Origin of the sequence: Neobacillus nitrireducens (genome assembly GCF_030915405.1) — a bacterium.
GTDB lineage: Bacteria > Bacillota > Bacilli > Bacillales > Cytobacillaceae > Neobacillus.
In genome coordinates this window covers 2,372,720-2,391,844 of sequence record NZ_CP133262.1, presented here as the reverse complement: position 1 = coordinate 2,391,844, position 19,125 = coordinate 2,372,720, and the positions used below count along the sequence as shown (strand labels likewise).

Annotated in this window: 15 protein-coding genes; 12 read left to right on the top strand and 3 right to left on the bottom strand. The window is 40.7% G+C overall.

Going from position 1 to position 19,125, the window contains the following annotated elements; all coding sequences use genetic code 11:
- Positions 1–87: 87 nt before the first annotated feature.
- Positions 88–744, top strand: coding sequence for an amino acid ABC transporter permease (locus RCG22_RS11575; protein WP_308106914.1), 657 nt, complete (start codon positions 88–90; stop codon positions 742–744).
- Positions 741–1,463, top strand: a complete 723-nt coding sequence (locus RCG22_RS11570; RefSeq protein WP_308106913.1) for an amino acid ABC transporter ATP-binding protein — start codon at positions 741–743, stop codon at positions 1,461–1,463. The genes RCG22_RS11575 and RCG22_RS11570 overlap by 4 nt, the downstream gene beginning before the upstream one ends.
- 128 nt (positions 1,464–1,591) lie before the next feature.
- Here RCG22_RS11570 and RCG22_RS11565 read toward each other — a convergent pair whose 3' ends face one another.
- On the bottom strand, positions 1,592–3,295 hold the full coding sequence (locus RCG22_RS11565; protein ID WP_308106912.1) for a sigma-54 interaction domain-containing protein: 1,704 nt from the start codon (positions 3,293–3,295) through the stop codon (positions 1,592–1,594).
- Positions 3,296–3,648: 353 nt separating this feature from the next.
- Between RCG22_RS11565 and RCG22_RS11560 the strand changes: the two genes are divergently transcribed.
- The 7 genes from RCG22_RS11560 (at position 3,649) to RCG22_RS11530 (ending at position 11,998) form a co-directional block, all read left to right on the top strand.
- Complete coding sequence (locus RCG22_RS11560) at positions 3,649–5,370, top strand: N-tau-methylurocanate hydratase (protein ID WP_308106911.1); 1,722 nt, start codon at positions 3,649–3,651, stop codon at positions 5,368–5,370.
- A gap of 137 nt (positions 5,371–5,507) precedes the next feature.
- Positions 5,508–6,746, top strand: coding sequence for an imidazolonepropionase (hutI, locus tag RCG22_RS11555; protein WP_308107140.1), 1,239 nt, complete (start codon positions 5,508–5,510; stop codon positions 6,744–6,746).
- 28 nt (positions 6,747–6,774) lie between these two features.
- On the top strand, positions 6,775–7,941 hold the full coding sequence (locus RCG22_RS11550; RefSeq protein ID WP_308106910.1) for a M20/M25/M40 family metallo-hydrolase: 1,167 nt from the start codon (positions 6,775–6,777) through the stop codon (positions 7,939–7,941).
- Between the two features lie 181 nt (positions 7,942–8,122).
- Positions 8,123–9,643: a histidine ammonia-lyase gene (gene hutH / locus RCG22_RS11545; protein WP_308106909.1), complete on the top strand. Its 1,521-nt coding sequence runs from the start codon at positions 8,123–8,125 to the stop codon at positions 9,641–9,643.
- 131 nt (positions 9,644–9,774) lie between these two features.
- Positions 9,775–10,596, top strand: a complete 822-nt coding sequence (locus RCG22_RS11540; protein ID WP_308106908.1) for a basic amino acid ABC transporter substrate-binding protein — start codon at positions 9,775–9,777, stop codon at positions 10,594–10,596.
- Between the two features lie 26 nt (positions 10,597–10,622).
- Positions 10,623–11,279 carry an amino acid ABC transporter permease gene (locus RCG22_RS11535; RefSeq protein ID WP_098263647.1) on the top strand — a complete coding sequence of 219 codons (657 nt, stop codon included), beginning with the start codon at positions 10,623–10,625 and terminating at the stop codon, positions 11,277–11,279.
- Complete coding sequence (locus RCG22_RS11530; RefSeq protein ID WP_308106907.1) at positions 11,276–11,998, top strand: amino acid ABC transporter ATP-binding protein; 723 nt, start codon at positions 11,276–11,278, stop codon at positions 11,996–11,998. The genes RCG22_RS11535 and RCG22_RS11530 overlap by 4 nt, the downstream gene beginning before the upstream one ends.
- Before the next feature lie 30 nt (positions 11,999–12,028).
- Here RCG22_RS11530 and RCG22_RS11525 read toward each other — a convergent pair whose 3' ends face one another.
- Together RCG22_RS11525 and RCG22_RS11520 are read right to left on the bottom strand one after the other, a co-directional pair.
- Entirely contained in the window at positions 12,029–12,295 is a 267-nt protein-coding gene (locus RCG22_RS11525; protein ID WP_308106906.1) for a zinc ribbon domain-containing protein, read from the bottom strand.
- 25 nt (positions 12,296–12,320) lie between these two features.
- Complete coding sequence (locus tag RCG22_RS11520) at positions 12,321–12,821, bottom strand: hypothetical protein (protein WP_308106905.1); 501 nt, start codon at positions 12,819–12,821, stop codon at positions 12,321–12,323.
- Positions 12,822–12,985: 164 nt separating this feature from the next.
- Between RCG22_RS11520 and RCG22_RS11515 the strand changes: the two genes are divergently transcribed.
- The 3 genes from RCG22_RS11515 (at position 12,986) to RCG22_RS11505 (ending at position 19,100) form a co-directional block, all read left to right on the top strand.
- Positions 12,986–14,665 carry an acyl-CoA dehydrogenase family protein gene (locus RCG22_RS11515; protein ID WP_308106904.1) on the top strand — a complete coding sequence of 560 codons (1,680 nt, stop codon included), beginning with the start codon at positions 12,986–12,988 and terminating at the stop codon, positions 14,663–14,665.
- A 319-nt stretch (positions 14,666–14,984) separates the two neighbouring features.
- The gene (locus tag RCG22_RS11510) at positions 14,985–17,738 is read left to right on the top strand and encodes a dynamin family protein (protein WP_308106903.1); all 2,754 of its coding nucleotides are present in this window, start codon (positions 14,985–14,987) and stop codon (positions 17,736–17,738) included.
- A gap of 135 nt (positions 17,739–17,873) precedes the next feature.
- Positions 17,874–19,100 (top strand): RtcB family protein, encoded by a 1,227-nt coding sequence (locus RCG22_RS11505; protein WP_308106902.1) that lies wholly within the window; start codon positions 17,874–17,876, stop codon positions 19,098–19,100.
- Positions 19,101–19,125 lie beyond the last annotated feature (25 nt).

Sequence of the window (19,125 nt, the reverse complement as noted above, 5' to 3'; positions counted from 1 at the left end):
AATTGCGTAACTCTTATTATAGCAGTTACGCAATTTTTGCTAGTAAGATTCATATAAGTAGCTTGTTGTTAATAGGGGGATTTACGTATGGATTTTCGTTGGGATATTTTAGTCGAATACGCTCCTTTTTTTCTTAAGGGAACGATACTAACCATTGGGCTTTCAATCGCCAGTATTTTGATTGGTACCATTCTTGGCTTATTAGTCGGATTAGGGAAAATTATGAAAAATAAGCTCCTCGCTTGGCCTTTTACCATTTACATTACCTTTTTTCGAGGCACACCGTTACTTGTTCAAATATTATTAATCCATTTTGCCGTTGTACCTCTTTTTCTAGGAAAAACAAATCCCATTTTAGCTGCTATACTTACTTTATCTTTAAATGCGGCGGCATATATTGCTGAAATCTTCCGCGCAGGAATTCAATCGATTGATCGGGGGCAGATGGAGGCAGCTCGTTCTTTAGGGTTGAATCATGTACAAGCTATGCGGTTTATTATCCTTCCTCAAGCCTTTAAACGGATGATTCCACCACTTGGAAATGAATTTATTGTCTTAATCAAAGAGTCATCGCTGGCAGCTTTAATTGCAGCTCCTGAACTTATGTATTGGGGACGAGCGATGCAAGGACAGTATTTCCGTGTCTGGGAACCGTATATTGCGGCAGCAGTAATTTATCTTGTGTTAACGCTTTCCCTAAGCTACTTGTTATCCCGTCTTGAAAGGAGGTTGGCAACCGAATGATTCAGGTGAAGAATTTAAAAAAATCCTTTGGTAAAAACGAGGTCCTCAAGGACATCAACGTGACGGTCAAGAATCAAGAGGTAGTCGTAGTAATCGGACCATCCGGTTCCGGAAAGTCGACTTTCCTTCGCTGCATAAATATGCTGGAAACGATTACCGGTGGTCATGTCTTAATTGAAGGCATCGATTTAACTGATAAAAATACCGACATCAATAAAGTAAGAACAGAAGTGGGCATGGTGTTTCAGCAATTCAATCTTTTTCCGCATAAAAACGTCATTGAAAATATTATGCTCGCACCCACGATAGTAAGAAATATTCCCAAAGAAAAAGCAAGAGCTAAGGGTTTGGAGCTTTTACGTAAAGTCGGCTTAGAGGATAAGGCAGATGCCTATCCCGACTCTTTATCCGGAGGGCAAAAGCAGCGTGTTGCAATAGCAAGGGCGCTAGCCATGGAGCCAAAAATCATGCTTTTTGATGAACCAACTTCAGCACTCGATCCAGAAATGGTCGGTGAGGTACTGGAGGTTATGAAGGACTTGGCTAAAGAAGGCATGACAATGGTAGTCGTCACCCATGAAATGGGCTTTGCCAAAGAAGTGGGCGATCGCGTGATTTTTATGGATGGCGGTTTGATTGTCGAAGAAAATGTTCCAGTCGAATTATTTGATCACCCAAAAGAAGACAGAACAAAAGCCTTCTTAAGCAAGGTGTTGTAAACATGTAAAAAAATCCGGATTTTGCACACACCGTAAAAAGTGTTCGAAATCCGGGTATTTTTTTACTTATTAACGACCCATAAGTCAAAAATAAGTAGAAAATTCGTACCTTACCAATTTCCTCCAAGTTATTGTTTTTTAAGACCATGTTTTTTAATATGATATTGCAAGCTTTGCCGGGTGATTCCTAGCTTTTTGGCTGCTTTTGAGATGTTCCCTTCTGTTTCATCTAAAACCTTCTGGATATAGTGTTCTTGGGAAGTAGAAAAGATAGATTTAAATGGATGCTTTTTCATTTCCTTTTGTTTATTTTTATTTGGTCGATCGGTAATGATTTTTCCCCTTATATATGCAGGGAGATGTTCAACGTCAATTTCCTGCTCCGTATCGCCAAACCTAATAATTAAATTCTCAATTAAATGCTCTAATTCACGTGTGTTCCCTGGCCAATGATATTGCAGTAACATGGAAAGTAATGTCTTAGATAGAGCTGGGACTTGTTTATTGAACTTCTTCTGGAATGTATGAAGAAAGTAATCAATGAAAAATAGTATATCCTCCGTTCGTTCCCTTAAGGGAGTTATATATAGGCTTGTGGGCGCAATTCTATAGAATAAGTCAAGGCGCATCCTTCCTTCCTCAATCAGTTTCTCCGGATCTTCGTTGGATGCGCTAATCACTGTACACTCCACAGGTGTCACTCCATTGGAACCGACCCTGCGAACCAAACGTTCCTGCAGAACTCTCATTAGCTTGGATTGTAATGTCACGGGCATCGAGTTAATTTCATCTAGAAAAAGTGTACCATTCTTGGCAAATTCAAACAGACCTATTTGATTTGCCGCCCCCGTAAAAGCTCCTTTCACTGTTCCGAACAGGGTGCTTTCCAAGAGGGTTTCCGGAATGGCTGCACAGTTAATGGCAACAAAGGGATTTGCTGCTCTGGGACTGTGATTGTGCATGCTCTGGGCAAATAGCTCTTTCCCTGTTCCAGTTTCTCCGACAATTAATACGTCTGTATTATGTACTGAAATATTTTCCGCTTCATGGATTAAATTTTTTAAGGCAAGGCTAGTGCCTTTAATATGATCAAAGGTAAAAGAGGTGCCATTTTTATTTGGACGATTATTTGATTCCGAATGAACGTTTTGCCTTTTAAGCTCAATGGTTTGGTGCAACCGATCCTTGAGGTTTGATTCGTTCGTGCTTAGTGAAAAAACAGCAATCGTTTCTCCATCCTTCTTGATAGGAAACGTACTGTAATTAACATACTTAGGAACGCCATTTATAGTGGAGTGAGCCCGATACCTTGAGAAAATTGGTTTTCCCGTTTTAAATGTATGTTTATGCTCGGAATATTGCGGATTATAATTATAGACTGACCATAGATGCTTGCCAATAATTTCACGGCTTTCTAACCCCTCTAGTTTTTCCTGGGCATCATTGTAAAGGATAATCTTACCTTCATGATCACTCATCATAACGCCTTCATTAAGCGTATCAACAATTTTTTCAAGGCAATATAATCTATTTTTCAGATTTGCTGTTAGATTCGTAGTTTCTTCAACACAGAGAATGAAATAATCATGATCCATGGTGAACTTTTTAACTTCCACCATAAGTTTTTTCTCGGTAACTGTAAGCAGAAATTTCCCATTCGTTATTATTTGTTCGTGGCTGCAAGGAAACAGATCTATGAAATTTAGGCCAAGTTCAATGTCTAATTGGATGTCGGCATTGATGTCATACCATAAAATTTCGTAGGTATCGTTTAATACAATGACTCCATCTACAAATCCTCTAATTATCGACCCTATTGATTCTTCAACCAAGTCTATCAGCCCCCCTATAAATAGTTCACAACACTATATTCAGAATATATCATTTATTTTAAAAATTATAAATAGCCTGCATGCAAAATCTATCTGCACTTATAAAGTTGTAACTGTTTATATATAAAAATCCAAAGTCGAAAGATATGAATATAACCCATGCAAAAAGTATCTGCGCTTGTTTTGGAAAACAAATCTTCTTTTAATAGATAGGAAGAATCAAATAGACTGTCTAATCAGCTAGTAGCGTGTTTATTAAGAGGAATTTAGCCAATTCGGCCAAATTGGCACGGTACTTGCAAAATATAAATGTGAGTACAACAAAACAACATTTATCTTAGGAGGAATCACTCATGTCAAATCCGGAAATCTTATATTCAGTTAAAGCGCAAAGAGGTCCTGTACTTCGTTGTAAGGGTTGGAGACAAGAAGCGATTTTAAGAATGCTTGAAAACAATATGGAGAATGCTGAAAAACCAGAAGAGCTTGTCATTTATGGCGGGATTGGTAAAGCGGCACGTAACTGGGAGTCCTACCATGCGATTGTGAAATCTTTAAAAGAACTTGAAGATAACGAAACACTTGTTGTTCAATCAGGTATGCCTGTAGCAATCTTCAAAACTCATAAATATGCCCCAACGGTTGTAATGGCAACGACAAATATTATGAAAGCAGACTGGCCGACTTTCTACGATCTTCAAGATAAAAACTTAACAATGTATGCGAACTATACAGCTGCCCCTTGGGAGTATATCGGAACACAAGGTGTTATCCAAGGAACATTTGAGACTTTGTCCGCAATTGCACGCCTTCATTATGATGACTCGCTAGTTGGGAAAATTCTTCTAACAGCTGGCGCTGGCGGAATGGGCGGAAATCAGACAAGAGCAATGACCATGCACGGCGGTGTGGCTATTCTATGTGATTCGAATGTGGAAATTATAAAGCGCCGTATTGAAAAGAAATTTATTGATGTTTTAGTAGATTCATTGGACGAAGCAATTGTATTGGCCAAGGAATATGCTGCTGCAGGAAAGCCGCTAGGCATTGCAGTCGTTGGTAACGCAGCTGATATTTTTGAAGAAGTCATTCAAAAAGGATTCCTGCCGGATATTTCCACATCGATGACTCCTGGTCATGATCCAATTTCCTACTTACCTTCTGGTTACACTGTTCAGGAAGCAGATGAACTTCGTGATACTAATCGTACCCTTTACTTAGAAAAAGCGCGGGAAACGATGGTCCGTGAGTTGAAAGCATTGATCAAATTTATGGATTTAGGTGTCCACTCATTTGAATATGGAACTAGTCATCGCAAAGAGTGTATGGACGCAGGTATGGATGCGAAGGAAGCCAAGCGTCTTCCAGGATTCGTAGCAGAATATATTCGTCCGCTCTTCTGTGAAGGCCGTGGACCTTTCCGCTGGATCTGTCTCTCTGGTGAAGCAGAGGATTTAAGAAAAATTGACGATATGATCTTAGAAAAGTTTAATGATGATCTACTTGTTACCCGTTGGATTAAGCTTGCTAAGGAGCATATTCCAATTGAAGCATTACCTGCACGTATTTGTTACATGGGCTTTGGTCAGCGCAAGGAATTTGCATTGGAAGTAAATGATATGATCAGACGCGGCGAGCTTGCCGGTCCTGTAGCATTCTCACGAGATAACTTAGATTCCGGTTCCATTGTGAATCCGACGTTTGAGTCTGAAAATATGAAAGATGGCGGGGACCTCATCTCTGACTGGCCGGTATTGAATGGTTTATTGAACGCCGTAGGTATGTGTGATCTTATTGCACTGCAAGCGAACTATTCAATGGGTGAAGCGGTCCATACGGGGGTAACGATGGTTGCAGATGGAACAGCAGAATCGGACATGAGGTTGGAAGTGGCGATGACTGTGGACTCTGGAATTGGTGTTGTCCGCCATGCCCAAGCCGGTTATGAAACGGCTCAAGATGTTGCTAATGGAAAAGGGAAACTTACGAAGGAAAGCATCAAAATTCCATTATGGTGGTCACCAAAGGCGACGTTTGGACCGAAAGATTTAAAGCCTGAAAACATAAAGTCTTAATACTTTTAAAAATATAGGTAGAGATTCTAAAAAAGTAGGATCTCTATCTATGTATTCTGGACCCTTAGGCCATATGGCTAAAGGACAAATCTACATAGAATACTTTGAAAAGAGAGGAGTGTTGGATCGTGGAAACTATGTTGAAGACAAAGATTGATTTACTAATAACCAATGCTGCGGAACTCGTTACATGTACTGGGGCAGGCATGGGCGATCTCGGACTCATTGAAAATGCCTGGATTGCCATTAACGATGGCAAAATTGCTGGTGTTGGATCCGAAACAGAGATTAAAAGAGAGTTTGATTTAGGGCAATCAATTATCATTGACGCCTCAGGAAAAGTTGTTGCCCCCGGATTTGTTGATGCCCACACACATTTAGTTTTCTTTGGCACACGTGTTGAAGAGTATGCAGCAAAACTAGCCGGAGATACCCCCGAAAAGTTGGCGAAACTAGGGATCACAACCGGTCCGAATAGAACGGTTGAACTCACACGAAATACCCCGGAAAATGAGTTATTTAATCAATCAAAGAAGCGCGTACTGAAAATGCTTGAATATGGGATAACCACTGTTGAAAGCAAAAGCGGATACGGATTAACGACTGAAAGTGAGATTAAAATCCTAGAGGTAAGTAGGAGACTGAATGAAGAAACACCTCTTGATGTATTAAATACATTTTTAGGAGCGCATGGTTTTCCTGAGAATTTAACAAAAAGTGAATACCTTGGAGTAATCATTAACGAGATGATCCCGCAAGTAGGCGAGCGGAGATTAGCGGAATTTTGTGATGTTTGGTGTGATGATGGCTATTTTACAGCTGAAGAATCTGAAATCATCTTGAAAGCTGGTTTGGAATACGGGATGAAACCAAAAATTCATGCCGATGCCTACTCTTATATTGGTGGAACAGATTTAGCAGCAAAAATGAAAATGGTATCAGTAGACCATTTAAACTATACACCAGTAGAAGTAATGAAAAAACTGGCAGAGGCAAATGTAACGGGAGTATTAATGCCGGCATTAGATTTCGCAGTGGGGCATAAGCGCCCATTTGACGCTAGGGAGATGCTCGATTTGGGCATGAATATCGCACTGGCAACAGATCTCTGTCCCGCATGCTACACAGAATCTATGCAGTTTGTTATAAATTTAGCGTGCAAATTATATAAATTCTCAGTCGAGGAAGCGATAAAGGCAGCGACGTATGGAGGAGCAAAGGCACTTGATCTCGATGATAGAGGTGTAGTCCAAGCAGGAAAAATAGCTGACCTGCAAATTTGGGATGTACCAACTTATAAGCACATCGCTTACGAACTTGGAACAAATATCGTTGAGACTGTTATCAAAAACGGGAAAGTCGTCGTCGGCCAGTAAGTTAATAGATTCATAGGAGGGAATATAAATGAAAATGAATCAAGTAACCAGTGCTGCTGAATATGTAAATGCAGAACGATTACAGGAGCTATTTTTAGAATTAGCAAAAATAAATGCACCAAGCACAAAGGAACAACTTGTGGCAGAGTATCTAAAAGACGCACTGCCAAAACTCGGTTTTACCCTGGAATTTGATAACGCACATGAAAAATTTGATGGAGAAGTTGGTAACCTGATTGCCTGGCGTGAAGGAACAGATCTAACAATCCCACCGTTATTTTTTTCAACACATATGGATACCGTTCTCCCAACCGAAGGCTTAAAGCCAGTTATTAAAGATGGCATCATTTATTCGGACGGAACGACGATTTTGGGTGCCGATGATCGTGCCGCATTGGCCGCTTATTTAGAAGCGATTCAGGCAATCATCGACAGCGGGGTTCCACATGGTCCGATCGAATTTATCCTAACCGTCAATGAACAGCCTGGTCTTGTCGGGGCAACCTATATGGATTACAGCAAAGCAAAAAGTAAAACTGGATATATTTTCGACAGCAGCGGCGATGTCGGCCAAATCATTCTAAAGGGACCTTACAGCAGCCGGATCTGGATGGAAGTTCAAGGGAAGGCCGCTCATATTGCCCTAAATGCGGAGGAAGGGAATAGTGCAATTCTGATTGCAGCCGAAGGATTGGCAAAAATGAGACTTGGTGAAATTGATGATGAGACGCTCGCAAATATCGGGATTATCAGGGGTGGAGAACTTACATCGATTATTCCAGGTAGTGTAACCATTGCCGGGGAAGTGCGTAGTTTTTCAAAAGAGAAGTTAGATGCTCAACTGAAACAGATGGAAGAAGTGATGGAGCAAGTGGCTGAAAAGAACGGTGGGAAGGTGCAGGTCAGAATTGAGAAGAAATATCTTGGGTTTGATATTCCTAAGGATGACATTTTAGTGAAAACAGTAGAAGAAGCGGCGAAAAGTATTAAGGTGAATTCCTATTTAACAGAAACATTGGGTGGTGCAGATACAAATGTACTAAATGAAAATGGATTAACCTGCATAACACTCGGTCTAGGTTTTCAAAATATCCATTCATTTAGAGAGTGTATAAGCATTGAAAACCTTGTTAACACAGGGAAATTGACAGCGGCTTTAATTGAACAGTGGTATGCCAACCATAAAAACTCTTAAGGATTTGGAACTTAGGGTGTCATCTAGAACATTTTAACCGGGTTCCTGGATTAGATACTGATAGTAAACTATGAAAATTTTTGTGCTCGCTATCCTAATATATTCTTTATGCTATTATAACGGTATCTTCAAAACATTTTATAAAGTCAGATAATTATTCTTCAAGGGAGTTGGACATAGGATGAGTAAAAGCGAATTAGTCGGATTAAAATTGATAGAGTTAGATGGTCTTACGCTTGATCGTCACAAGGTAGAAAACGTTTCTAAAGGAAATGCGAAGGTCGCCATACCGGAGAAAAGCCTTGTGAGAGTACGGGCCAGTCGTAGTCGAATTGAAAAACAAATCAATGATGGGAAAGTAGTATACGGTGTTAATACTGGTTTCGGTAAACTAAGTGATATCGAGATAGATAGAGAAGATATAGGAAAGTTGCAGCTGAATTTATTACGGGCAGATGCGGTAGGTGTAGGTGACCCGCTCCCAACTCCAGTGGTGAGGGCAATGATGACATTAAGGGCAAACTCACTGGCGAAAGGATTCTCAGGAATTAGAGAAGAAACACTAAAGCTTCTAGTTGATATGATTAATGAAGGTGTTCATCCAGTTGTTCCTAGTAAGGGTTCCGTTGGTGCAAGTGGTGATTTAGCTCCACTTTCACATATCGCAATCGTATTAGTTGGGGAAGGGAAGGCAGAATACAAAGGACAAATCCTTCCTGGGGGCGAAGCGCTTAAACGAGCAGGGCTTCGACCAGTTGTGCTGGAGGCAAAGGAAGGGCTAGCCCTAATTAATGGAACACAGTGTATGTCAGGTGTGGGTGTAATCGCCCTTAACGAAGCAGAGCGTGTGGGCCTCGCTGCTGATATGGCTGCGTGCTTAACAATGGAGGCACTAAAAGGGATTATTTCTGCTTTTGACAGCGAATTATTAGCCGTCCGCCCGCATCCAGAGTTGGAATTCGTGGCATCACGAATGAGAAAATGGCTTGAAGGCAGTAAACGAATCACGCATCAAGGCGAAATCCGTGTTCAAGATTCGTACTCCATCCGCTGTATCCCACAAGTACATGGTGCATCATGGCAAGCATTTAATTATGTAGATGAAAGACTGCTAGTTGAAATGAACTCAGCAACAGACAATCCAATTGTTTTAGAAAGCGGAGAGGTCATCTCAGGGGGGCACTTCCACGGTCAGCCGATTGCACTGTCAATGGACTTTCTGAAGGTTGCTGCAGCGGAATGGGCGAATATTTCTGAGCGAAGAACGGAACGGCTCGTTAACCCTCAATTAAGTGGACTTTCACCATTCTTAGCAGTGGACCCAGGGTTAGAATGCGGCTTGATGGTTGCACAGTATGCAGCCGCCTCACTCGTTTCTGAGAATAAAGTGCTTGCGCATCCAGCAAGTGTTGATTCTATTCCGACCTCTGCCAATCAGGAAGACCATGTCAGCATGGGTACCATTGCCTCACGTCAAGCACGGGAGATCATTCACAACTCAGCCCGAGTAATTGCCATTGAGATGATCTGTGCCTCGCAAGCGATTTACTTGGAAAAAGCAGAAAAGGAATTAGCACCAGCGACAAGGGGATACCTAGAGAAAATCCGTGAAATTTGTCCGCCGCTTGAAGGAGATAGAGCAATCTCAGATGAAATGGAGGAACTTGCACAATATATTTTGCGTGAAAATGTATTAAATTAGACAAACTGCGGAGACCTGCCCCATTGCCAAAATAAGCTTAGGGCAGCTCCACAATAAGAATAATTCTAGTCACTTGTTTTGATGGACTAATGATTCTTTCTACCATTCTACTAGAAACGAGGGGGTTAATTATGAAAGCGCTTAAATTATTATCTATTGTTATGGTTTTTTCTTTGATGGTTATTCTATCCGCATGTGGGACAAGTAAGACGAATGGCAGTGAAACTAATAGTGGAAATACTAGTGAAAAGAAGACTCTGAAAGTTGTATCTAATGCCGAATATGCTCCGTTTGAGTATCTGGATAAAGGGAAGATAAAAGGGTTCGATATTGACTTGATGGAGGCGATTGCAAAGGAAGCAGGTTATAAGATTAAGATTGTGCACGTGGGCTGGGATCCTTTATTTGTCGAAATTAAAGGGAAAACTGCAGACCTAGGGATTTCTGCCATTACTATTAATGAAGAACGTCAACAAACATATGATTTTTCTATTCCGTACTTTATTTCTATGAATGAAATTCTAGTGCCAAAAGGCAGTAATATTAAAGATGCTATGGATTTGAAGGATAAAGTAGTCGGCGTTCAAAATGGAACTACTGGTCAAGAAGTGGTTGAAGCAATTCTTGGGAAAAACAGCTCTAATCTTAAAAAATTTGAAAGCACAAACTTAGCTATTATGGAGATGAAAGGCGGCGGTGCCGATGCAGTTGTCGCAGATAACACCGTAGTAGAGGAGTATGTGAAAAATAATCCGAAAGAGAACGTGGTTCTAATTAAAGACGAAGTAAACTTTGAAAAGGAACTCTATGGTCTTATGTACCCAAAGGGGAGCAAGCTAAAAGAAGAATTTGATAAAGCAATCAAAAAGGTAATTGAAAACGGAACATATACGAAAATTTACAATGAGTGGTTCAAGGTAAATCCTGATTTAAACCTATTAACAGAAAAGTAATAGTTTTTGATGAGGAGGATTGATTCATGGATTTTCGTTGGGATCTTTTAGCTGAATATAGCTCATTTTTCGTTAAAGGAACGTTACTGACGATTGGGCTTTCACTTGCTGGTATTTTACTAGGAACCATTCTTGGGTTGTTTATAGGATTAGGAAAAATGTTGAAAAAAAAGGTTTATGCCTTACCTTTTAGATGGTATATTACATTTTTCCGCGGTACACCCTTTATGGTCCAAATATTGTTAATTCATTTTGCGGTTGTACCACTATTTCTAGGTGAAACAAATGCGATAACAGCAGCGATTTTAACTCTGTCCTTAAATGCAGCAGCCTATATAGCAGAAATATTACGAGCAGGGATCCAATCGATTGAGAAGGGCCAGATGGAAGCTGCACGTTCACTCGGCATGAATCATGTACAAGCTATGAGATACATCATTCTGCCACAAGCTTTCAAAAGAATGATCCCGCCTTTGGGTAATGAATTTATTGTTCTAATTAAGGAATCCTCCCTTGCAGCTCTTATTGCAGCACCAGAACTAATGTATTGGGGCCGAGCGATGCAAGGACAGTACTACCGTGTGTGGGAGCCGTATCTTACCACAGCTCTCATATATCTAGTGTTAACGCTTTCCCTAAGCTACTTGTTATCCCGCCTAGAAAGAAGGTTGGCAACCGAATGATCCAGGTGAAGAATTTAAAAAAATCCTTTGGTAAAAACGAGGTCCTCAAGGACATCAACGTGACGGTCAAGAATCAAGAGGTAGTCGTAGTAATCGGACCATCCGGTTCCGGAAAGTCGACTTTCCTTCGCTGCATAAATATGCTGGAAACGATTACCGGTGGTCATGTCTTAATTGAAGGCATCGATTTAACTGATAAAAATACCGACATCAATAAAGTAAGAACAGAAGTGGGCATGGTGTTTCAGCAATTCAATCTTTTTCCGCATAAAAACGTCATTGAAAATATTATGCTCGCACCCATGAAAGTAAGAAATACTCCCAAAGAAAAAGCAAGAGCTAAGGGTTTGGAGCTTTTACGAAAAGTGGGCTTAGAGGATAAGGCAGATGCTTATCCCGACTCTTTATCCGGAGGGCAAAAGCAGCGTGTTGCAATAGCAAGAGCGCTAGCCATGGAGCCAAAAATCATGCTTTTTGATGAACCAACTTCAGCACTCGACCCAGAAATGGTTGGTGAAGTATTGGAGGTTATGAAGGATTTGGCTAAAGAAGGCATGACAATGGTAGTCGTCACCCATGAAATGGGCTTTGCAAAAGAAGTGGGCGATCGCGTGATTTTTATGGATGGCGGATTGATTGTCGAAGAAAATGTTCCAGTTGAATTATTTGATCACCCAAAAGAAGAGCGAACGAAGGCGTTTTTAAGTAAAGTTTTATAACTAAAAGGAGGCGCAGGTGCCTCCTTTTTCCTACTTCCCTATTTTCCACCTTTCTAGCTTCGGTATATTCCTTGTAAACACCCCCGCGATAAACTTCGGCATCCCAAATTCAACAATCTTTTGTTTTACTCTATCTTTCATTTCATCAGCTGTAATATTCGGTAAAGTGAATTCTCCGTTTATATAGCAGTGGCTGCAATACTTGGCGCTTTTCGTTCCGTTCTTTTCCGTTCCGCCCCCAAGTTCATCTTTTGCCAACGGCATTCCGCAGCTTTGACAGCTTTTGTATGTAGTCATCTTCAAAACACTCCAATCTTTATTCTTAGTCAAACACTTCTACGATTCGGTCTGCTTTTATCCGGTTCTGGCAGAGCTTAAACATTTGTGATAAAAATACCTCCACATCAAGTGATGAAGAAGGCAGTTGGATTTGAACGGTTGTTGAACCGAACATTTGCTTAAAATAGGCTTTTCTTTGGTCATTTTTTCCATCACGTTTAAATGGCTTGTATGCCCAGATAATATGTGGAACTCCGTCAATTTCCTGAGTTTGTCGTATCTCTGCACAAGTCGTGGACCGATCATGCGCATAAATGACTAAATAATAGTTGTCATTACGATGCCAATCAATGAATACAAAGTAATAGCCCGTATCGTTATCTGGCCGGGTTACCTCATATGCTGCTAATGTGGGTTTCCCGTTTGTCCATTGATGGAACTTCGGCAAGCTGCCATTAATAATTTCAAGTTTTTTAATCCCAAAGTGCGATGGATTAGAGGTCTCGATACAGTTTGCTAAAAAAATAGCTTGGTCCTTTTCCAACTTTGATATCCCCTTTATGTCTTTGGACCAATTATACTTTGAAAGTTGATTAAAAAGAAAAGAATGTCCCAATTTACCGTAAACTTATTTTTAACTGCAATAGAAAGTGATATAATATATTTATTGACTATTCTGAAAAATTAACTAAAGGGAGGTTCTTCAGGATGAATTTTTATAAAGAGGATGTACATTTTCAAGAATTGCTTAAAGAGTTACTCGATCCAGCCTTTTTCGAATTTGCAAACCAGGAACTGACAATCTTTGGGGAGAAATGCGCCACTGACATTGATTCGCGAGCCAGGTTTACGGACCGGGAAGGACAGCCGCGCTTAAACAAATACGATGCGTACGGTGAAGATATTTCTGAAGTTTGGGTGAACGAAGGCTATAGGAGAACGGTTGAGGAAACTTACAATACCGGAATTGTCGGATATGTTCATAAAGAAATTCCAGCGCTCGGGGAAAAGGGAAATTACATTTACTCTTATGCGCAAGGCTATCTCCTCTCACAAACAGAACCTGGTTTCTATTGCCCTGTAACTTTGTCAATGGCAACAGCTTATTTACTTACCCAATATGCTTCAGACGAAATGAAGGAGCGCTTTTTGCCACATGTTCTTTCAACAGGTGAAGTACCACTCTATGAGGGGGCGACATTTTTAACAGAGCGCCAAGGCGGCTCCGATGTCGGTGCAAATGAGACAAAGGCTGTGGAAGAAGGCGGCCATTTCAAACTTTATGGTGAAAAATATTTCGCCTCAAACGCTGGTATGTGCGGGGTGGCAATGGTTTTAGCACGGAACGAAGGGGCACCGTCCGGAACGAAGGGGCTGACTTTATTTGCCGTACCATGGCGGAACCAGGATGGCTCGTTAAATGGAATTCGGATTCGCCGCTTAAAGGATAAGCTCGGTGTCAGGGCCGTCCCTTCTGCGGAGGTAGAATTTGATGGTGCAGATGCTTTTGTAGTTGGCGATCCTACGAAGGGATTTTATTATATGATGGAAGCTCTTAATCTATCAAGAGTCTGCAATGCCGTTGCCTCGTTAGGAATTATGAGACGGGCCTATCATGAAGCGAAAGAATATGCCTTTAGAAGGGATGCGTTTGGAAGTAAGCTTGCTGACTATCCAATGGTCAAGGACACGCTAACCCGTCTGGCCGTAAAATTGGAAATGGAAACCCGGACCGTTTTTACCTATTTGCCATTATTTGAGCGGGTCATGAACAATCAGGCAAATCAGAAAGAGACCATTCTTAATCGTCTCTATATCGCCCTTTTGAAAAAAGAAACAGCTGAACAAGCAATTCACTTTTCGCATGAAGCGATTGAGATTCACGGTGGGAATGGTTATATCGAAGACTTCGTTACGCCGAGACTATTACGGGACGCCCAGGTCCTGACTGTCTGGGAAGGAACCGCCAATATTCTAGGGTTAGAGGTTCTAAGGTTAATCGAGAAGTATAAAGCAGATGAACTGTTTTTAGAAGAGATGACTCAACGCCTACGGGGAGTTGCTCATTTGCCTTCTGAGTGGACTAACTTGGTAGAAAATAAATTAATTCAATTACAAAACCTATCGAAATCATTACGTACGGCATCGACTGACCATAAAACCTTTCACTCGAAAAAAGCATCCGAACTTATGGTGAAGATTTTTGAGAGCATTGGCGCGCTGGAACAGGCAGCAAGCGGCGAACGTCGTGCCATCAAGGTAATGGAGGTATTTTTAGAGGAAACCTGGAAGTCTGCTTACTTATTCAATGAAGAAATGAGAACTGTCAATTATTTTGATGAAATTGTTTTGGATGCAAAGAGTGAGAAACCAGTGACTGCAAGATAAATGAACGCAAGTTAGGCTTGCCATTATGATGGCAGGCTTATTTTTTGACTAATAATTGATTCGATTTTCAATTATTATCCAGTGAATGTCGTAAGTTCCGAAAAATATGTAATAAGAGTCCGAGAATATGTAATAAGTTCAATAAAAATATGTAATATGTCTCCAAAATGAAATACTACTGACATCTTTTTTAAAAATTGCTCTGTTAGAATCGTATAATTGGGACTTATAATCAGATAATCGGTCGAATAGTATATAGAATAATTAGGCCTCTTTTCCATAAGAATGACAGAGAGTGGTTGTAATTGGAGGGAAAGATATGACGTTAGAGACACAATTAAAACAGAAAACCTATTATGAAATGTTCATTAATGAACATGAAAATATTCATCCGATTCAGGTGCTTGGTGAATTGTTTCAGGAAGAAGCAGTAAAAGACCTACCTGATTTATCCACGATTCGCTACGCGCAGGGTGAAGTGTATTTCCATCATAAAGATTATGAGGCTGCCATTTTTAAATGGGAGAATATTATCAATGAACTGGAGCCGTGGGCGAAGAAAAATACAGCCGATGCTTATTATGAGTTAGGTCTATTATCAACGGCCGAAGATCTCTATTGTGCGATTGCGACTAATAATCTCACTTTAAATACAGAAGTAGCCTTACAATTATTTTCGTTGTATATCGAACGTGGAAAGCTCGACTTGGCCTTAGCCGTGATTAAAAAAACAATCAGCACAAACCCGGATTATCCGAATGTAACGGAAATCGCGCGGAACTTTTTTGAGGAACAGCAGGACTGGAATCATGCAGTTGAACTGGCAATTAACGAAGCAAAACGAACGGAATCGTTCGACTGGTATGAAATGCTCATTTCTTATGTGGAAAAGGGTGTGACAAGAAATCATGCGCCGAGTTATTTTTCCCAAGCATTATTTGAATTGTTCAGCCTGAATAAACCAATATTTGAAAGACTTGTTTCTGCACTTTGGGACAGTTATAAGAATGATGAATCGTATTTTACATGGATTAGAGAAATGAACCAACTGTTATTAAATCTGGATATCAACCAATCAGGAAACTTATCTGTCCTTTCGGGCCTTCATAAGGAAGCCTTTTTTAACATAATTGATGGAAGGTTTTTCATTAAAAGTCTGCAGGATTTTATTCCCGACTTCCTGACCAACTGGTTACGACTAGCGGATCGTAAAGATACCGTGCTTGCAGCTGCGGCCGTTCTCTCCTGGAATGAGCTTTTTCCGGCTAGCATAAGCATGTCAATCGTAAGTGAGGCTGAAAAACTAATTAGCATGACGGAATCTGATATGGACGAATTAGAAGAGTGCCTGACACTCTTTCATGCGATAACGAATTGGGCACAAGCCAATGAGATGGGTGAGAATCATCGTGTAAAATGGATTGTCCGGCAGTTAGTTGATTTTGACACGCAGCATCTCCTTATTACCGGGTTAGGCGGAAGTGGGAAATCGACGTTTGTTAACTTGGTGCTTGGAGAAGATTTACAGGACAGTCCAACCTCTTCGTTAGTGATGTTTAAAGATTCAACGGAAGAAGAAATCTTGGAAATTACAGACCGAGAGATTACCAGTTTATCCGGTTTCTCTGATTTTCAGGAACGGATGGACCGCCGCCGTAATGCCTTGGAGTCGATGATTGAATTTAAGCGTCCAAATACCTTTTTGCAGGAAAATAAGATCGCGCTCATTGATACTCCCGGATTAAAAGGAAACTATAATGACTCCTATGAAGTATTGAAGAATCTGCAATTGGCCGATACCGTTTTGTTTGTGCTCGATGCCAATGCCCCGTTTACAGATAAGGAACGGACAGTCCTTGCGAAAATCCAAGAGTTAGCACCTGATATTCCAGTCCATTTTCTGCTCAGTAAGACGGATACGCTAGTCAATGAGCAAGAAGCGATAAGAGTTTTTGATGAAACCAGGACGAGGATTCAATCCTATTTACCTGATGCGGAAGTGTTTGCTTTTTCTTCACAATATGAAAGCAGCCAACAGTTAAAGGACTTAAAAGAGTTTATCCAATCGATTAAAAATACAAGAAACATCGAAGACAAACGTCTGGCAAAGCTATTATTCTTTATCCGCACCACAATCGCCGGTCTTATGCAAAAACGGCTGGATGTTGAAAATCAATTAGTAGAATCGGTGCGCTGGAACGAGGAAATGCTACAGAAGTTAACAGGTGCAGTTAATCAATTGAAGGATACGGAGACACAAAAAACAAAAGACGTTATACAGTCATACCGTGCCATCAAAGAGACAATCGAAAAGGATATTTCAGAGACCGTTCCAAAAATGCTTCAAGAGTGTTCTACATTCATAAAGGAAGATAGCAATTTTAGCAAGATTCACTTAGAACTTAATGATGATATGAACAAAAGACTAGAGAAGTACCTAGATCAGACGGTACTGCCTAAATATTACCGCTTGCTCCAAGATTGGATTGAGGGATGTAAAGAGGAGTTTGTGCAGAGTCAGGAATTTTTGAATGAAATCGGTGAAAGTTTTAATCATATGTATGGGGAAGAGCGCCTCGTCCTTGATTGTGATTTCAAGGTGCTCGATGATTGGCACCGTGATACCGATCGAATGACAAGTCGCTTCCAATTGGAAACGATCAATATTCTACTGCGCAGAACACCGTCGCAATTTTTACTAAAGAGCGCCGGGAAGTTGTTTGGTGCCCTGTCACAAAATAAGGCACTCCTCTTTAATAAATACAAAGCTTTTGTAGAAAATGAGGATTATATTGAGGCTATTTTAGCAGTCAATCACCAGTTCTTCCAGCAATTTGAGCTGTTTGAAAAATCATTGGAGCGAGATGTTATCCTATTTTTTAAGAAACCATTGAATTTGTTAAATCGTTCAGCGGAAGAAGCTCGTTCAGGAATTCAGACGAACCAGGAAATGCTGACGAATATGAATACCAATCCTGAAATGTTCCGCGATCCTTTAACGCTGTTTGAAGTTAGGCTGCGTCAGTTTGAATGGATGACCGTAGCAGGCAAAGGCATGCAAACCATATACTAATGTCCAGAAGAAGGAGGATGTCCACATACATCCTCCTTCTCTTCATTTTAGAAAAAATTGTCGTTGAAAATCCTTTGCCCAAATTCCAATAAAATGGTAGCCTAGTCATAATCTGCTTTAAAGGAGGGGAAATGAGTGATTAAGGTAACGGGTACTCAAACAGTGGCTAAAGTATTTTCCAACTATCCGCAGGAAACGGCGCTGGAGCAAATTAAAGAGCTATGCAATCAAGCTTTTTTGAAGGATACAAAGATTAGTATTATGCCAGACTATCATGCTGGAAAAGGTTGTGTGATAGGAACCACCATTCAGCTTCAAGATAAGGTTGTTCCCAACCTTGTCGGAGTGGACGTTGGCTGCGGCGTATTAACCGTCAAGCTGCAGGATAAAAAAGTCGATTTTAATAAGTTGGATCAAGTGATCCGAACCCATGTCCCGAGTGGGCAGGAGATTCATACAGATGAGACAGTCGGGTTTATTCACACAAATTTTCCTGCCATTCAAGAATTTAAAGCAGAGCATATATTGAGTGAGAATCGAAGCCGTTATAGCTTAGGGACACTCGGCGGCGGCAATCATTTTATTGAGGTTTCTGTTGATTCCAATGGCTATCACTATTTAACTATACACACGGGCAGCCGCTATGTTGGAGCGAAGATTGCCACCTACTATCAAAAGGTAGCAATCTCAAACCTTCGTCAGCAAGATTTAACGGGTATTATTGACCAATTAAAGGTTGAAGGACGCCAAAAGGAAATCCAAGCAACTATCCAAAGCTATAAAGAAAAAAATCCGGTCATTCCGAATGATCTTGCCTATTTAGAAGGCGAAGATTTTAATCACTATATACATGATATGAAATTAGCTCAAGCTTTTGCAAAAGCAAACCGTGAAGAGATAGCTAGAGCAATTACGGAAAATATGGGATTTGAGGAGGATGACCGCTTCGATACGGTCCACAATTATATCGACACCGATAACCTGATTTTACGAAAAGGGGCCGTTTCCGCGCAAAGGGGCGAACGACTTATTATTCCAATAAATATGAAAGACGGGTCGATTTTAGCAGTCGGTAAAGGAAACGAGGAGTGGAATTACTCGGCCCCTCATGGAGCGGGGCGCGTCTTGAGCCGTACGAAAGCGATGAAAACTCTCAATATGGACGATTTTCATAAAACAATGGAGGGTGTGTGGACGACATCTGTTTCAGAAGAAACCTTAGATGAGGCGCCAATGGCCTATAAGTCCATGAAAGAAATTGTAGAAAAAGTAGAAGAAACCGTTAGGATTGCTGAATTCATTAAACCGGTTTATAACTTTAAAGCTAGTGAAAAGTATACACCTGGAAAATATAAAAAATAACCAGACTAGGGTGCCTCATGTTCGA

Excerpts from the sequence above, each read along its gene's own strand:
- RCG22_RS11560 (WP_308106911.1), top strand. The coding sequence starts at position 3,649 with ATGTCAAATCCGGAAATCTTATATTCAGTTAAAGCGCAAAGAGGTCCT.
- RCG22_RS11550 (WP_308106910.1), top strand. The coding sequence starts at position 6,775 with ATGAAAATGAATCAAGTAACCAGTGCTGCTGAATATGTAAATGCAGAA.
- RCG22_RS11510 (WP_308106903.1), top strand. The coding sequence starts at position 14,985 with ATGACGTTAGAGACACAATTAAAACAGAAAACCTATTATGAAATGTTC.
- RCG22_RS11530 (WP_308106907.1), top strand. The coding sequence starts at position 11,276 with ATGATCCAGGTGAAGAATTTAAAAAAATCCTTTGGTAAAAACGAGGTC.
- RCG22_RS11540 (WP_308106908.1), top strand. The coding sequence starts at position 9,775 with ATGAAAGCGCTTAAATTATTATCTATTGTTATGGTTTTTTCTTTGATG.
- RCG22_RS11570 (WP_308106913.1), top strand. The coding sequence starts at position 741 with ATGATTCAGGTGAAGAATTTAAAAAAATCCTTTGGTAAAAACGAGGTC.
- RCG22_RS11525 (WP_308106906.1), bottom strand. The coding sequence starts at position 12,295 with ATGACTACATACAAAAGCTGTCAAAGCTGCGGAATGCCGTTGGCAAAA.
- RCG22_RS11535 (WP_098263647.1), top strand. The coding sequence starts at position 10,623 with ATGGATTTTCGTTGGGATCTTTTAGCTGAATATAGCTCATTTTTCGTT.
- hutH (WP_308106909.1), top strand. The coding sequence starts at position 8,123 with ATGAGTAAAAGCGAATTAGTCGGATTAAAATTGATAGAGTTAGATGGT.
- RCG22_RS11515 (WP_308106904.1), top strand. The coding sequence starts at position 12,986 with ATGAATTTTTATAAAGAGGATGTACATTTTCAAGAATTGCTTAAAGAG.
- RCG22_RS11575 (WP_308106914.1), top strand. The coding sequence starts at position 88 with ATGGATTTTCGTTGGGATATTTTAGTCGAATACGCTCCTTTTTTTCTT.
- hutI (WP_308107140.1), top strand. The coding sequence starts at position 5,508 with ATGTTGAAGACAAAGATTGATTTACTAATAACCAATGCTGCGGAACTC.